A 12,849-nucleotide genomic window follows, 5' to 3' on the forward strand; every position below is an offset into this window, starting at 1 on the left:
CGCGTTCCTCGCAGGCGGCGAGGCGGTTCCGAGTGTCGGTCGATACCTCGTGCGGTGCCTCACGGTAACGTTTCCGCCCGGTTCGGCGCTCCGAACCCCGCCGAACCACATGAGGTTTTAACGGGTGGAGCGTGTATAGCGCGTATGGGAATCCTCTCTCGCGCCTCCTACGTCATTCGCTCGAAGCTAAACGCCCTCCTCAATCGAGCGGAGGACCCGACGGAGTCGCTCGACTACTCGTACGAACAGATGCGCGACGAGCTACAAGACGTCAAACAGGGGATCGCCGACCTCACGACGCAGAAGAAGCGGCTGGAGATCCAGAAGCGAAAGTTGGACGAGAACGTCGAGAAGCACAACCGACAGGCGCGCGAGGCGGTCCAGCAGGACCGCGACGACCTCGCGCGGAAGGCGCTCGAAAAGAAGAAGTCGAAGATGGCCCAGATCGAGGAGCTCGAGGGCCAGATCGCGAAGTTAAACGACACGCAAGACGACCTCGTCGAGAAGAAGAACAAGCTCCAGAGCCGCATCGAGGAGTTCCGCACCAAGAAGGAGACGATGAAGGCCCGCTATCAAGCCGCGGAGGCGTCCTCGCGCGTCTCGGAGGCGATGACCGGCGTCGGCGACGAGATGGCGGACGTGAGCCGCTCGATCGAGCGCGCCGAGGAGCGGACCGAGGAGATGGAGGCGCGCTCGGAGGCGATGAACGAGCTCGAGGAGTCGGGCGCCTTCGAGGACGCGCTCTCGGACAAAGACGAGATCGACCGCGAGCTGGAGGGGCTCTCGTCGAGCAGGGAGGTCGACGCCGAGCTGGAGACGCTGAAAGGCGAACTCGGCAAAGCGGAACCCGCCGAGGAGAGCGGGGCGAACGACGAGGAGATCGACGCCGAACTGAACGACCTTGAAACCGAGATCGACGCCGACGACCTCGAAGCCGACCTCGGTGACGACGATGAGGATCTCGATCTCGAAGCGGACCTCGACGAGGAGGACGACGAGGAGGTCGACGTCGAGTTGGAGGAGTCAGAAGTCGACGCCGACGAGCAGCGAAACTGAGCGAGAAGCGGTGTCGAAACGCGTGCACCGCGGTGCTGTGTTATTTATCCGTCGGGCGCGCACCGGTCCCCGCTCCCTCCTGCGCGCCGAGATCGATCGCGCCGTCAGCCATCGCGACGCCCTCGTACGGATCCTCGGCGAGCAGCAGCGAGCCGTCGAGATCGGCGTAATCGAGCAGGGGCGCGAGCTGTGCCGCCGCAGCGATCGAGGCGTTCGATTCGATCATGCAGCCGCACATCACTTCGAGCCCGTGTGCGCGGGCGGCAGCGATCATCCGCTTCGCCTCCAGTAACCCACCGGTTTTCATCAGCTTCAGGTTCGCGATGTCACACCGATCGGCGATGGCCGGGATATCGGCGAGGGTGACGCACGATTCGTCGGCGGCGATCGGTAGCGCCGAGCGCTCGTAGACGAATTTGAGTCCTTCCGGCTCCGTCGCCGGGACGGGCTGTTCGACGAACTCCACGTTCCGGTCGGCGAGCCACTCGCTCTTTTCGACGGCCTCTCGCGGCGTCCACGCCTCGTTAGCGTCCACGCGGAGTCGGGCGTCGGGAGCCGCGTCGCGGACCGCGTCTATCAGCTCGCGGTCGCGGTCGGTGCCGAGCTTGATTTTGAGTACCGAGTAGCCCCCCTCGACCGCGGCGGCGGTCTTCTCGCGGACGCGGTCGGTGGTGTCGAGGCCGATCGTGTACGAGCTCGTGGGCGCGGCCGACGCGTCGAGCCCCCACAATCGATACAGCGGAACGCCGAGCCGCTTCGCCGCGAGGTCGTGGACCGCGATCGAGACGGCCGCGCGCGCGGCCGGGTTGTCGCTCACGACGGCCGCCAGTTCGCTCTCGATCGCGTGGAGCGCGTGGGGGTCGCCGACCGCCTCGACCGCGTCGAGGAGATCCGGGAGCACCGCCGTCACCGTGTCTGCGGTCTCGCCGTAGTGGGCGGAGGAGGCCGCACCGCCGATTCCGGTCATCCCGCCCTCGTCCGTGACCCGGACGATCACGTTCTCGGCCTCGGTCTGCGTTCCCCGCGAGATCGTGAACGGGTCGGCGAGCGGCAGCGACACTCGCTCGAACTCGGTGTCGAGAGTCATGTGTCGACCTCGTCGTCACCCGGGCCGCTCGTCGCGCCCAACCCAGCCTCGACGATCGCGTCGACGATCCGATCGGCACCGTGTCGGACCGGGTCGGCGGCGGGAACGCTCGCCTCCTCGGCGAACGCGGCGACGGCGTCGTCGGCGTCGGCGTCGGACGCGACGTCTTTCGTGTTGAGCGCGCCGGCGACGACGCTCGTCTCGTGAACCGGGTTCGCGAGCCCCTCGTAGAGGTCGACGTACTCCTGAACGGCTGGCAGCGAGAACGACTCGTATCCGTGGACCGCTTCCCTCCCCGCGGCGTGGCAGAGCACGAGCCCGTCCGCCATCGACCCGTGGAGGATGCCGCACGTGACCGCCGAGTACGCGGGGTGAATGATGCTCCCCTGTCCCTCCACGATCAGGAGGTCGTGATCGCCGCCGATCTCGACGAGCATCTCCTCGACCGCGCCCGCCGTGAAGTCGGAGACGACGCGGTCGATCGGGTTCCCCCATCCAGCGATCATGATCCCGGTCTGGCCGGTGGGAACGAACGCCGCGTCGATACCGCGCTCGCGGGCCGCCGCGACGATTTCGAGCGAGGCCGTCATCTTGCCGACCGAACAGTCGGTGCCGACCGTGCACACCACGTCGGCGTCGACGTCGCCGGACGCCCCCGTCGCGACGGTGAGGTCGTCGTGAGGCTCGCGCACGTCGACGAGGTCGACGCCGTGTTCGTCGGCCAACGCCACGAGCTCCTCGTCCTCGTTCAGGAAGTAGTGGAGCCCGCTCACCACGTCGCAGCCGGCCTCGATCGCGGCGCGGACGTCGGACCGCCACGACTCGTCGAACCCGCCGCCGATAGGTGCGATACCGATATATAAGGCGTCGACGTCGCCGTCGGCGCTCGCGTGTGCGTCCGCGAACGACTCGACGATCGGGGCGTCGTCGATGTCGGGCACGTGGTCCACGACGCGGTCGCCGGCGCGGTCGCGGTCGAGGACGGCCAGCACCTCCTGATCGCCGTAGCGCATGACGCCGAGGGCGGTTTTCGCGCGGTCCGGGAACTTCTCGTGTGCGAGGATGATGATTCGCTCGTCGCTCATGGTCGCTCGCTCGCTCCGGGTATTCTTAAAAGGGTCGAGGTTCGGTCGCGTGACCGCGGTTCAGACGTTAGTCGACGAACTGCTCGGCGCCCTCGTAGAACCAGTACCCGTTCTCGCGCATCGCGCGGCCGAGTTCCTGGTGGAACTCGACGAAGTCCGCGAACTCCGCTTTCTCGACGCCCTCGAATATCTCCGCGACGGAGACCACCGTCTCGTAGTCGATGCGGATCGGGTGGTCGCCGTACTGCTCGACGTACTCTGCGGCGGACAGCGGGAAGTCTTCCCCCTCGTCGATCTTCTTTGCGAGCACGGCGTGGCCGTACTGTCGCATGCCCTCGCTCCCCTGTTCGCCGTCGGGGTCGTGTGGCCAGTCCATACCCGCCGTTTTACCGGACCGGGGATAGTCATTTCGGAACCCCCAACGCATCGTTTCGACTAATCGACGGATATCACCGACAACGGTCTCCCACTGATTTCCCCGACGGCAGAGGGAACGCTCGGTGGCAGGTGACGGCACGAGGCCCGCCGGACCACAGGTGACGGAACGAGGCCCGCCCGACCCGTCGTCGCGTCGCGCGTCGAACAATATAACGGATTAATTGAATTTACCATTGATTTGTTAACTGTATTGTATAACGGAAAAACATTTAGAATGTGTCAGTCTGTCTGTTGACATGGATCACACTATGAGAGCTGTCGTATACCAAGGCCCGTACGAGGTGGCCGTCGAAGACGTAGACGACCCGGAGATCAAACACCCGAACGACGTCGTCGTAGACATCACGACGTCGTGCATCTGCGGTTCGGACCTCCACATGTACGAGGGACGGACCGCGGCCGAGGAAGGTATCGTGTTCGGCCACGAGAACATGGGTATCGTCTCTGAGGTCGGCGAGGCGGTGTCCACGTTGGAGGAGGGAGATCGCGTCGTGATGCCGTTCAACGTCTCCTGTGGCTTCTGTCAGAACTGCGAGGAGGGGTACACCGGCTTCTGTACAAACGTTAACCCCGGCTTCGCCGGCGGTGCGTACGGATACGTCGCCATGGGACCGTATCCCGGTGGACAGGCGGAGAAGCTGCGCGTCCCGTACGCCGACCACAACGCGCTGAAGCTCCCGGAGGGGCGCGAACACGAAGACGCGTTCTCGCTGCTCGCGGACATCTTCCCGACCGGGTGGCACGGCACGGAGCTGGCGAATCTCAAACCGGGCGAGTCCGTCGCTATCTTCGGTGCCGGTCCGGTCGGCCTGATGGCCGCGTACAGCGCGAAGATCAAGGGTGCCGCCGAGATCTACGTCGTCGACCAAGTGCCGAGTCGGCTCGAACTGGCCGAGGAGCACTGCGACGCGCACGCCATCGACTTCTCGGAGGGCGATCCGGTCGACCAGATCATCGAGGAACACGGCGGCATGGTCGACAAGGGCGTCGACGCGGTCGGGTATCAGGCGACCGACCCCGACGACGTCGACACCGAATCCGAGGACTACTCCTACCAGCCGGCCAAGGAGAATCCGGCGGTCGTGATCAACAGCCTCATCCGCGTCGTCCGACCCACCGGCGAGCTCGGTATCCCCGGGCTGTACGTCCCCGAGGACCCGGGCGCGCCCGACGACATGGCGGCGCAGGGACGACTCGGCATCGACTTCGGGAAGTTCTTCGAGAAGGGACTCAAGTGCGGCACCGGGCAGTGTAACGTGAAAGCGTACAACCGGTACCTGCGCGACATGATCATCGAGGGCCGCGCGGACCCGAGCTGGGTCGTCTCTCACCGCGTCGACCTCGAGGAGGCCCCCGAGATGTACGAGGCGTTCGACGCTCGCGAAGAGGGCGTCACGAAGGTCCTGCTCGAACCCTAGTTCGGCACGCCACCGCCGCCGCCCGAACTCTTCGTTTTTTCCGGCTCGTCGCCGCGTGTTACGCTCTGAGCCACGCCTTCGGGTGGTCGGCCTTGAGATGGGACTGATACGCCGCGATCAGCTCCGGGTAGCTGTCGGTGACACAGTGCCAGTCGCAGTGTTCACAGCTCCGTTCGACGCCGTCGTCTGCGCTTTGGACGTAACCGCCTCGTCTGTACGTTCCCATGACTGTTCGTACGCGGCGGGGCCGCGTCGGTAGATACCGTACGTCACGGGCGGGGTTCACTCTGTCGGCGGTTACGGAGAATCGAGGAGAAAGCCTCGCGCTTTAGCGCGGGGGGACGTCAAGCGGCGCTCCGCTTTCGCCCGCATCGCCGAAACCGGTATGTCGGTGCCGCCCGTGGCGAGTCGTATGTGTAAGTACTGCAACTGGGCGTTCCACGACGGGTGGGGGGAGCTCGTGAAGTACGACGAGGTCTACCAGTCCGCGGTCGGCGTCGAGACCGAATCCACACACGGGTTCCACGAGGACTGGGACGAGTTGCAGGCCGAACTCGGAATCTAGGAGTCGACTCAGAGGGGAAAGGCCTCGGCCGCTACTCCGTCCTCGATCGCTTCCGTCGCCAGTTCGTCGAGCTCCGCGCGAATCCGCGCTTCGTCCATCTCGCTGCCGATGAACACGAGCCGCGTTCGACGGTCGTCGTCCGGTCCCCACTCGCCGATCGGTCCCGCCTGTACGGACGGACCCGCTTGACTCACGCCGATGACGTCGTCGGTGCCCGCCACGTTGGCGACGCCCTTCGCCCGAACGATCGCGCCGTCCCAGTCGCCGAGCCACTCGGCGAACGCCTCGGGATCGAGCGTCGCCGCCGAGCGGTAGACGAAGGAGTCGACGCCGTGGGCCGCGGCCGCGCCTTCGTCGTGATCGTGGTCGTGTGCGTGGCCGTGACCCGCTTCCTCGCCCGTCTTCGCCTCGTCCCCGCTCTCGCGTTCCGCAATCGCTCGCTTCCACCCCGGCGAGCGCGCCGCCGTCTCGAAGTCGAACCGCCCGGTGTCGAGCACCTCGTCCGGATCGACCGCGGAGTAGCTCGTCCGGATCCGTTTCGCCCGAGGGCCGAGCCGTTCCGCGACCGACTCGATCTCGTCGAGCACGTCGTCGGGGACCATGTCCGTCTTGTTCAACACGAGCACGTCGCAGAACTCGATCCCCTCGACGAGCACGTCCGCGAGCGGGCGGTCGGTCGCAGACTCCCCGTCGCCCGGAAGGCTCTCCCCCGCGTCGAACTCCTTCCAGAACCCGTAGGTGTCGAGGACGGTCACCATCGTGTCGAGCCGGAAGCGCTCGGTCGGGTCGACCTCGGAGTCATCGGTTCCTTCGGTGAACGCCCGCGCGATCGGGATCGGCTCGGAGATCCCCGACGACTCCACGAGGAGGTAGTCGAACTCGCGCGACGCCGCGAGCGCCGCGGCCTCGCTCAGCAGGTCGTCTTGGAGCCGACAGCAGATACAGCCGTTCGAGAGGTCGATTACCCCCTCCTCGTCGTTCTCGCGCGCGACGAGTTCGGCGTCGACGTTCACCTCGCCCATGTCGTTCAGGATGACGGCGATCCGGCGGTCGCCGGGGTTCTCCAGCAGGTGGTTCACCAATGTCGTCTTCCCGGCACCGAGGTACCCGCTCAGGACGGTGACGGGAATTCGGTCGTCGTCGCTCATGTGTGGTATCATGAGACATGCTACCAGTATGAAACGATCGATCGACGGGGGTCTCGTCGGCGCAACGTTTACTATCGCGGTCTGGTCGTTCTCTACTATGCGTCGTCGAGCCCTCCTCGCGACCGCGGCCGCCGCGTCGACCGCCTCGCTCGCCGGGTGTCCCATGCCGCCGTGGGGCGAGCGTCCCGAACACGTCGACGGCGCGGAGGTGACCGTCCGCCGCGAGCACACCGGCGAGTTCGATCCGAGCGACAGCGACGGCCTCGACGCGGCAGAACTGCATCGCGACCTCGATCGAGAGCCGCCCCGCCTGTCGATCAGAGGGCGAGCGATGGGCGGTGATCGAGACTGTTACGAGGTCTCGCTGATCGAGGCGACGCGCTCCGCCGAGCGGCTGTCGATCACGCTCGCGGTCGAGGAAACGTCGAGTCCGCTCCCGCGTACGTGCGGGGATATCGCCGCGCCGCATCCGTACGAGGTCGTCGTCGCGTTCACGGAGGCACCCGTCCCCGAGCGTGTCGAAGTCCGCCACGGCGACGAGACGGTAGTAGAAGAGCAAGTATAACCGGTCGAGTGGCGCCGAAATTAGAGTTCACGACTTATAACTAACCAGGGCGGTGGCGCGCCGGGGCGCGCCCGTCGGGCGCGACCCCCCCCCGCCCGCGAGGGAGCCCGCGACGGCGCCGATAAGCGCCGTCGCGGCGAGGCTGGGGCTTCGGATGTGTTCACCGCGGTGCCAACGACGTATAACCGAGCGGCTGAGGCTTTTAAGTAGCGCACCACACTGCTGACAGAGGCGATCCGTATTACCGCTCGATCCCGCCCTGCTCTTTGATCTTCATGATGTGGCGGACGTTCAGGTAAATCTCCTCGGGAGACGTCTGCTCGTCGGAGTCGTATAAATCGGACACGCGGTACAGTATCGCGGACAGCTGCTTGCTCTCGGAGCTGTCGCCCCGCACGTCGGCGGCGATCTCGCGGAGGAACGCGCGTATCTCGTCGTCCCCGGCGAACGCCTCGCCCGCCGCGGCCGCGGCCGACTCCGGGACGACCGGGTCGACGCCGGCGGCGTCGAGGGGGTCGACGGGGTCGTCGCTCTCACCGTCCTCTTCCCCCTCGCCGCCTTTTCCGTCACGCTCCCCGCTCATCGCCCCTCGCTCACCCCGCGACGGCGCACGACCCCGGCGTTGTTCGCGACGTTCTCCACGATCAGTTTGAACGCGTCCGCGGTCTCGCCTTCCTCCAAGACGACCGGCTCGCCGTCGTCGCCGCCGGTCCGGACCGCGGGATCGAGCGGGACGCCCCCCAAGAAGGGGAGCTCGTGCTCCTGCGCCAGCGCCTTCCCGCCGCCGGAGCCGAAGATCTCGTGGAAGCCGCCGCAGTCCGGACACCGGAAGCCCGCCATGTTCTCCGCGATCCCGAGCACGTTCGTGTCGTGTTTGCCGAACATCCGCAGTCCCTTGACCGCGTCGTCGAGCGCGACCTCCTGCGGCGTCGTGACGATCACGGCTCCCGTCAGCGGGAGCGTCTGCAGGATCGTGAGCTGCGTGTCGCCGGTCCCCGGCGGCAGGTCCATGACGAGGTAGTCGAGCTCGCCCCACTCCACGTCCTCGACGAGCTGGGTGATGATCTTGTGGACCATCGGCCCGCGCCAGATCACCGGGTCGTCCTCGCCGGTGAGGAAGTCCATGCTCATCAGCTTCACGCCGAACCGCTCCGGCGGGACGATCGTCTCGCCGTCGGTCTGCGGGCGGTCCTCCGCCGCGACCATCCGCGGGACGTTCGGGCCGTACACGTCGGCGTCGAAGAGGCCGACCCGGGCGCCGAGCGCGGAGAGTCCGGCCGCGATGTTGACCGACATCGTCGATTTGCCGACCCCGCCCTTGCCGGAGGCGACCGCGATGACGTTTTTCACGCCGGGGAGCACCTGGTCGGCGGCGTCCAGCTCGTCCGGGATCGACGCCGACAGCGACACCGCGAAGTCCGTGTCCGCGAGCGCCTCACGAACGTCGTCCGCGATCGCCGACTCGTGCGGCGAAAACGGTGCGCCGAGCGCGAGCGAGACGCGAATCTCCGCCGATTCCTCGTCGATCGCGATGTCGTTGATCAGGCCGAGCGAGACGATGTCGTCGCCGAGATCGGGGTCGTTCACGCCCGCAAGTCGCTCTCGCACGTCCGCTTCGTTCATGCTCGAAGGGAGGACGGTGCGTCGAATAAGGGTTCTGTCACTCGATCCGCGTTCCGGGGTCCCCGCCGCGCAAGAACGGCTCCAACCCGTCGGGGCCGAACACGTACGCCGGTGCGTCGAGCGCCAGTAGCTCCCTGACTTTCGCGGCCATCCCTCCGGAAACGTCGGTCGCGTCGCTCGCGCCGAGCGCGTCGGCGACCGCGTCGAAGTCGTTGATGACCGGGATCACGTCGCCCCCCTCCGCCGCGTCGAGGACGCCAGGGACCGTCGAGCAGACGCCGACCCGCCGAGCGTCGAGTCCAGCGGCGAGCTCCACGACCAGTTCGTCGCCGGAGACGACGGTGACACCACCACCGGCGGTCGCGACGCCGTCCCCGTGCAGCACCGGGACGAACCCCTCGTCGAGCAGCGTCGTCGTCGAGGAGAGCGGGAGGTCGAGCCCGCCGTCGACTCCGTCGGGGCGCGCGGCCAGCGAGAGCGGGTGGACCGGCACCGCGGGCACGCCGCGGTCGCGGAGCCGCGCGAGGACGCGCTCGTTCAGCGTCGTCATCGCGCCGTGGATGTCCGTTACGGCGTCCGCGTCGTGGGTCCCCGCGGTCGTCGAGACGCCGTGTTCGCTCGCGTGGTGGTGGCCGTAGCTCCCGCCGCCGTGGACGAGGACCAGCCGGTCGATCGCCCCCGACGAGACGGCGGCCGCGATCGCGTCGGAGGCCGCATCGAGCGCGGTCTCGTCGAGGGTCTCCGGGCGGTCTTTCCGCGTGATCAGGCTCCCGCCGAGCTTGAGGACGACGGGCGGGTCCCGTGGCGTTGCGCCAGCGTCGCCTTCGGTGCTCACGTCGCCGGCGCTACCCGTCACGATTCCACCACCCGAACGCCCTCGGTCGCCAGCTCCGCGCGGAACGACTCCTCACAGCCCTGCGTGAACGACAGCGCCGTCTCCGTCGCGTCGCTCGCGTCCAGCGCGACGATACAGCCGCCGCCGCCCGCACCGGTGAGCTTCGCGCCGTGGGCCCCCGCGTCGCGTGCGGCCCAGACCATCGCGTCGAGCGAACGCGCGGAGACGCCGAGCGCGGACAGGAGCCCGTGGTTGAAATCCATCAGGTCGCCGAGTTCGGCGAGCAGCTCTCGCGGCGGGTCCGTCTCGGGAACTGCATCGGCCAGCAGCTCCTCGCCGGTCCGAACGATATCGCCGATCGATTCGACGGTGTCGGCCGCGAATCGGTACTCCTCGCGTAGCTCGCCGACGCCCGCCACCAGCTCGCCGGTGTCGCCGGCGCCGCCGTCGAAGCCGACGACGAACGGGAGGTTCGGCGCCTCGATCGGATCGCAGTCGTCGCCCTCGACGCGGACCGCACCGCCCATGGTCGAACAGAAGGTGTCCGCCCGCGAGGCCTGGCCGTCCTGTACCTCGAACTCCGCTCGATACGCGCGGTCGGCCAGCTCACGACGGTCGAGCTGGACGCCCAGCGCTCGCGTCGCCGCGTCGATCCCCGCGACGACGACGGCGGCCGACGAACCGAGTCCGGCCCCGAGCGGGATGTCGCTCTCGACGGTGATGTCGAACCCGGCGTCCGGCGCGTCGGCCGCCGACCGCGCCTGCCGGACCGCGGCGTCGACGTACCCCATCGCGGCCTCGACGAGCGGTGTCGGCACGTCTACGTCCGGATGATCGCCGGTTCCCCCGGAGTACTCGACGGTGAATCCGTTGAGCGAGAGGTCCTCCGCTTCGACGCGAACGTGGTCGTCGGACCGCGGCTCGGCTGTCACCCTCGCACGTCGCTCGATCGCCGCTGGCACGGCGGGCTCACCGTAGACGACGGCGTGTTCGCCGAAGAGATACACCTTCCCCGGCGCTTCACAGACGGTCATACGACGGATATCCCCCCGCGGGCTTACAGTCGTTGCGCTTGTCGCGTCGATACCGATCTCGGGTCACCCGCGCCCGTAGCTTTTCACTGTCGGCGGTCGTTGCGGTCGTCATGACACGGTTCCCAGCGCTGCTTGCTCGGTCGCTCCTGGACTTTCTGGAGAGCGTGACCGCCGCGATCCCTCGGATCCTTTCGGGGCTCGTCTTTCTCGGACTCTCGTACGTGGCGGTCCGAGTCGTCCTCGCGTTCGTGCGGGGCTCCGTCAGGCGGGTGTACGCCGATGACCGCCAGCTTGTGGGGAACCTGATCGTCACGATCGTCGCGGTGTTCCTGTGGTTCGCCGTCGCGCTCACGTTCCTGAAGATCGTCGGTATGGGCGACATCGCCGCGAGCCTCGGCACCGCGGTCGGGTTCATCGCACTCGGTGTCTCCTACGCGCTCTCGGAGATGATCGAAGACACGGTCGCTGGCGTCTACCTGCTCCGAGACCCCGATTTCAACGTCGGCTATCGGATCGACGCGAAGGGCGTGACCGGAACCGTCGCCGCGATCGAACTCCGAAAGACGCGGATCGACACCGACGACGGCGACCGAGTCGTGCTCGCGAACCGGGAGATCGAATCGCGCTGGACCCACGACGTGCCCGAGGATCCGAATACCGCAGACACCGATCAGGATCCCGGTACTGTTCAGACGAGCTGACTCCACAGGAACGCAAACGATCTGAGCCACTCATATTTATAACCATCAAGAGGAATCGTAGATCATGTCATCTGACACTACCGAGAAGATCGACGGGAACACGACGTACGCGGCGCTCGCGCACGCGTCGGCACTCGTCGCGTCGTTCCTCGGCCCGGTACTGTTCCTCGTCTTAGCCGACGACGACGACGAACTCGTCAAACAGAACGCGAAGAACTCGCTGAACTTTCAGATCATGGTCTTCATCGCGTTCGTCGTCTCAGGGCTCTTGACCGTCGTACTCATCGGACTTCTCATGGTCCCGATCATCGCGCTGATCGACCTCGTGCTGGTTCTCATCGCCACGCTCAAAGCGAACGACGGGCAGGTGTACGAGTACCCGTACACGCCGAAGATTCTCTAAACGACGCGTGTCGTAGTCGGTGTCGACGTTTGTGCCCTCGAAAACGGGACGTAAAACTCGAAATCGAGCGACCGCGTTACAGTTCGTCCTCGAAGTCGTCGAGGGCGAACACGGTGTCCGCGCCGCGGCGGTCGAGCGTCTCGTTGGCGAGGAGCCAGTAGACGACCGACAGCGCGCGACGACCCTTGTTGTTCGTCGGGATGACGAGGTCGACGTTCGAGAGCTGGTTGTTGGAGTCGCACATCGCGATGACCGGGATACCGACGGTGATGGCCTCCTTGACGGCCTGCGCGTCGCCGATCGGGTCAGTGACCACGACGACGTCCGGCTCGATGTAGCCGGCGTAGTCGGGGTTCGTCAGCGTTCCGGGGATGAATCGTCCCGTGCGGGCGCGGGCGCCGATGGCGTCCGCGAACTTCTCGGCCGGGAACCGACCGTACTGTCGCGAGGACGTGACGAGGATCTGCTCCGGGTTGTAGTTCGCGAGGAAGTCCGCGGCGGTGCGGATCCGCTGGTCCGTCGTGCTCACGTCGAGCACGTACAGCCCGTCGTCGCGGACGCGGTGGATGAACCGCTCCATGTCCTTCGTCTTCTGCTGGGTCCCGATGTGGACACCCGCGGAGAGGTAGTCCTCGACGGGGATCAGCAGGTCGACGTCGTCGTCGGGCATGACGTCGTCGTCGAACGGGGAGGCCTCCTCTTCGTCCTCCGCGGCGTCGTCGCCCGCGTCGGCTTCTGCGGTCGCCTCGCTTTCGGCGTCGGCGGCCACGTCAGCCGCGTCGGCGGTCGGTTCCTCGGTCGTGTCGGCCTCCTCCTCGACCGTCGCGTCGACCGCCTCGGTCTCAGCGTCGTCGTCGAGTTCGACCGCGTTGTTGTCTTCACTCATGCGTG

General features: G+C 66.8%; 16 protein-coding genes. 6 read left to right on the forward strand and 10 right to left on the reverse strand.

All coding sequences use genetic code 11. From position 1 onward, the window contains the following. Positions 1-144: 144 nt before the first annotated feature. Positions 145-1,056, forward strand: coding sequence for a PspA/IM30 family protein (locus tag ACNSN4_RS15410; protein ID WP_418286726.1), 912 nt, complete (start codon positions 145-147; stop codon positions 1,054-1,056). Positions 1,057-1,096: 40 nt separating this feature from the next. On the opposite strand, the gene ACNSN4_RS15415 is transcribed toward ACNSN4_RS15410, so the two are convergent. From ACNSN4_RS15415 to ACNSN4_RS15425, 3 genes are all read right to left on the reverse strand, one after another. Continuing rightward, positions 1,097-2,143 (reverse strand): dipeptide epimerase, encoded by a 1,047-nt coding sequence (locus ACNSN4_RS15415; protein WP_418286727.1) that lies wholly within the window; start codon positions 2,141-2,143, stop codon positions 1,097-1,099. Then, complete coding sequence (locus ACNSN4_RS15420) at positions 2,140-3,228, reverse strand: N-acetyltransferase DgcN family protein (protein WP_418286728.1); 1,089 nt, start codon at positions 3,226-3,228, stop codon at positions 2,140-2,142. Before ACNSN4_RS15420 ends, ACNSN4_RS15415 begins: the two co-directional genes overlap by 4 nt. Positions 3,229-3,295: 67 nt before the next feature. After that, the gene (locus tag ACNSN4_RS15425; RefSeq protein WP_418286729.1) at positions 3,296-3,604 is read right to left on the reverse strand and encodes a DUF5785 family protein; all 309 of its coding nucleotides are present in this window, start codon (positions 3,602-3,604) and stop codon (positions 3,296-3,298) included. Between the two features lie 310 nt (positions 3,605-3,914). Here ACNSN4_RS15425 and ACNSN4_RS15430 point away from each other — a divergent pair, with 310 nt between their 5' ends. Beyond that, positions 3,915-5,084, forward strand: a complete 1,170-nt coding sequence (locus ACNSN4_RS15430) for a glutathione-independent formaldehyde dehydrogenase (RefSeq protein ID WP_418286840.1) — start codon at positions 3,915-3,917, stop codon at positions 5,082-5,084. A 58-nt stretch (positions 5,085-5,142) separates the two neighbouring features. On the opposite strand, the gene ACNSN4_RS15435 is transcribed toward ACNSN4_RS15430, so the two are convergent. After that, the gene (locus ACNSN4_RS15435) at positions 5,143-5,310 is read right to left on the reverse strand and encodes a hypothetical protein (protein WP_418286730.1); all 168 of its coding nucleotides are present in this window, start codon (positions 5,308-5,310) and stop codon (positions 5,143-5,145) included. 186 nt (positions 5,311-5,496) lie between these two features. Between ACNSN4_RS15435 and ACNSN4_RS15440 the strand changes: the two genes are divergently transcribed. Next, positions 5,497-5,649 (forward strand): hypothetical protein, encoded by a 153-nt coding sequence (locus tag ACNSN4_RS15440; RefSeq protein ID WP_418286731.1) that lies wholly within the window; start codon positions 5,497-5,499, stop codon positions 5,647-5,649. A gap of 8 nt (positions 5,650-5,657) precedes the next feature. On the opposite strand, the gene ACNSN4_RS15445 is transcribed toward ACNSN4_RS15440, so the two are convergent. After that, entirely contained in the window at positions 5,658-6,797 is a 1,140-nt protein-coding gene (locus ACNSN4_RS15445) for a CobW family GTP-binding protein (protein WP_418286732.1), read from the reverse strand. 97 nt (positions 6,798-6,894) lie between these two features. Between ACNSN4_RS15445 and ACNSN4_RS15450 the strand changes: the two genes are divergently transcribed. Next, a complete protein-coding gene (locus ACNSN4_RS15450) occupies positions 6,895-7,362 on the forward strand; it encodes a hypothetical protein (protein ID WP_418286733.1) in 468 nt (155 codons plus the stop codon). A gap of 241 nt (positions 7,363-7,603) precedes the next feature. Here ACNSN4_RS15450 and ACNSN4_RS15455 read toward each other — a convergent pair whose 3' ends face one another. Genes ACNSN4_RS15455 through mvk form a run of 4 tightly spaced genes read right to left on the reverse strand, consistent with a single transcriptional unit; the run spans position 7,604 to position 10,854 of the window. Next, positions 7,604-7,945 (reverse strand): DUF7976 family protein, encoded by a 342-nt coding sequence (locus tag ACNSN4_RS15455; RefSeq protein WP_418286734.1) that lies wholly within the window; start codon positions 7,943-7,945, stop codon positions 7,604-7,606. Next, positions 7,942-8,985, reverse strand: coding sequence for an Mrp/NBP35 family ATP-binding protein (locus tag ACNSN4_RS15460; RefSeq protein ID WP_418286735.1), 1,044 nt, complete (start codon positions 8,983-8,985; stop codon positions 7,942-7,944). The genes ACNSN4_RS15455 and ACNSN4_RS15460 overlap by 4 nt, the downstream gene beginning before the upstream one ends. 37 nt (positions 8,986-9,022) lie before the next feature. Beyond that, positions 9,023-9,820, reverse strand: coding sequence for an isopentenyl phosphate kinase (locus ACNSN4_RS15465; protein ID WP_496923295.1), 798 nt, complete (start codon positions 9,818-9,820; stop codon positions 9,023-9,025). Between the two features lie 17 nt (positions 9,821-9,837). After that, the gene (mvk, locus tag ACNSN4_RS15470) at positions 9,838-10,854 is read right to left on the reverse strand and encodes a mevalonate kinase (protein WP_418286737.1); all 1,017 of its coding nucleotides are present in this window, start codon (positions 10,852-10,854) and stop codon (positions 9,838-9,840) included. Positions 10,855-10,964: 110 nt separating this feature from the next. Between mvk and ACNSN4_RS15475 the strand changes: the two genes are divergently transcribed. Together ACNSN4_RS15475 and ACNSN4_RS15480 are read left to right on the forward strand one after the other, a co-directional pair. Further along, positions 10,965-11,555: a mechanosensitive ion channel domain-containing protein gene (locus ACNSN4_RS15475; protein ID WP_418286738.1), complete on the forward strand. Its 591-nt coding sequence runs from the start codon at positions 10,965-10,967 to the stop codon at positions 11,553-11,555. Positions 11,556-11,619: 64 nt separating this feature from the next. Beyond that, complete coding sequence (locus ACNSN4_RS15480) at positions 11,620-11,958, forward strand: DUF4870 domain-containing protein (protein WP_418286739.1); 339 nt, start codon at positions 11,620-11,622, stop codon at positions 11,956-11,958. Positions 11,959-12,034: 76 nt separating this feature from the next. On the opposite strand, the gene rpsB is transcribed toward ACNSN4_RS15480, so the two are convergent. Continuing rightward, positions 12,035-12,844, reverse strand: coding sequence for a 30S ribosomal protein S2 (gene rpsB, locus ACNSN4_RS15485; protein ID WP_418286740.1), 810 nt, complete (start codon positions 12,842-12,844; stop codon positions 12,035-12,037). Between the last annotated feature and the right edge of the window lie 5 nt (positions 12,845-12,849).

The organism is Halorubrum marinum (assembly GCF_048381195.1).
Lineage (GTDB): Archaea > Halobacteriota > Halobacteria > Halobacteriales > Haloferacaceae > Halorubrum.

Bases quoted from the DNA above. Each gene is read 5' to 3' on its own strand.
- ACNSN4_RS15410 (WP_418286726.1), top strand. From the start codon at position 145: ATGGGAATCCTCTCTCGCGCCTCCTACGTCATTCGCTCGAAGCTAAAC.
- ACNSN4_RS15415 (WP_418286727.1), bottom strand. From the start codon at position 2,143: ATGACTCTCGACACCGAGTTCGAGCGAGTGTCGCTGCCGCTCGCCGAC.
- ACNSN4_RS15420 (WP_418286728.1), bottom strand. From the start codon at position 3,228: ATGAGCGACGAGCGAATCATCATCCTCGCACACGAGAAGTTCCCGGAC.
- ACNSN4_RS15425 (WP_418286729.1), bottom strand. From the start codon at position 3,604: ATGGACTGGCCACACGACCCCGACGGCGAACAGGGGAGCGAGGGCATG.
- ACNSN4_RS15430 (WP_418286840.1), top strand. From the start codon at position 3,915: ATGAGAGCTGTCGTATACCAAGGCCCGTACGAGGTGGCCGTCGAAGAC.
- ACNSN4_RS15435 (WP_418286730.1), bottom strand. From the start codon at position 5,310: ATGGGAACGTACAGACGAGGCGGTTACGTCCAAAGCGCAGACGACGGC.
- ACNSN4_RS15440 (WP_418286731.1), top strand. From the start codon at position 5,497: ATGTGTAAGTACTGCAACTGGGCGTTCCACGACGGGTGGGGGGAGCTC.
- ACNSN4_RS15445 (WP_418286732.1), bottom strand. From the start codon at position 6,797: ATGAGCGACGACGACCGAATTCCCGTCACCGTCCTGAGCGGGTACCTC.
- ACNSN4_RS15450 (WP_418286733.1), top strand. From the start codon at position 6,895: ATGCGTCGTCGAGCCCTCCTCGCGACCGCGGCCGCCGCGTCGACCGCC.
- ACNSN4_RS15455 (WP_418286734.1), bottom strand. From the start codon at position 7,945: ATGAGCGGGGAGCGTGACGGAAAAGGCGGCGAGGGGGAAGAGGACGGT.
- ACNSN4_RS15460 (WP_418286735.1), bottom strand. From the start codon at position 8,985: ATGAACGAAGCGGACGTGCGAGAGCGACTTGCGGGCGTGAACGACCCC.
- mvk (WP_418286737.1), bottom strand. From the start codon at position 10,854: ATGACCGTCTGTGAAGCGCCGGGGAAGGTGTATCTCTTCGGCGAACAC.
- ACNSN4_RS15475 (WP_418286738.1), top strand. From the start codon at position 10,965: ATGACACGGTTCCCAGCGCTGCTTGCTCGGTCGCTCCTGGACTTTCTG.
- ACNSN4_RS15480 (WP_418286739.1), top strand. From the start codon at position 11,620: ATGTCATCTGACACTACCGAGAAGATCGACGGGAACACGACGTACGCG.
- rpsB (WP_418286740.1), bottom strand. From the start codon at position 12,844: ATGAGTGAAGACAACAACGCGGTCGAACTCGACGACGACGCTGAGACC.